This window comes from Mesorhizobium sp. M1A.T.Ca.IN.004.03.1.1, from assembly GCF_003997555.1.
In the GTDB taxonomy this organism is placed as follows: domain Bacteria; phylum Pseudomonadota; class Alphaproteobacteria; order Rhizobiales; family Rhizobiaceae; genus Mesorhizobium.
On record NZ_RZTV01000889.1, the window covers coordinates 1 to 244 of the forward strand.

The window sequence follows — 244 nt, forward strand, 5'->3', positions numbered from 1 at the left end:
TGGCAGTGGTGGAGAACCCCAAGGATAGGCGCGGCCGGCTGCTCAGCCTTACCGCAGAAGGCAAGGCGGTATTGGCAAGAGCACTGCCGATCTGGGAAAGCACGCATGCGGCCCTCGACGATGAATTGCCGGGCGGAGTTCTACGGCTGCGGCAGGATCTGCAGGCGCTGTCGGGGGTGGCGATGGAAGCGCCGAAGCCGGCTGAGGCGTCCGGCCGGCCGCGTCAAAGTGGACGGGCGACGGG

General features: G+C 67.6%; 1 pseudogene. It reads left to right on the forward strand.

Annotated elements, in window-relative coordinates:
* Positions 1-244, forward strand: a pseudogene (locus EOD29_RS34240) (MarR family transcriptional regulator); the annotation flags it as partial.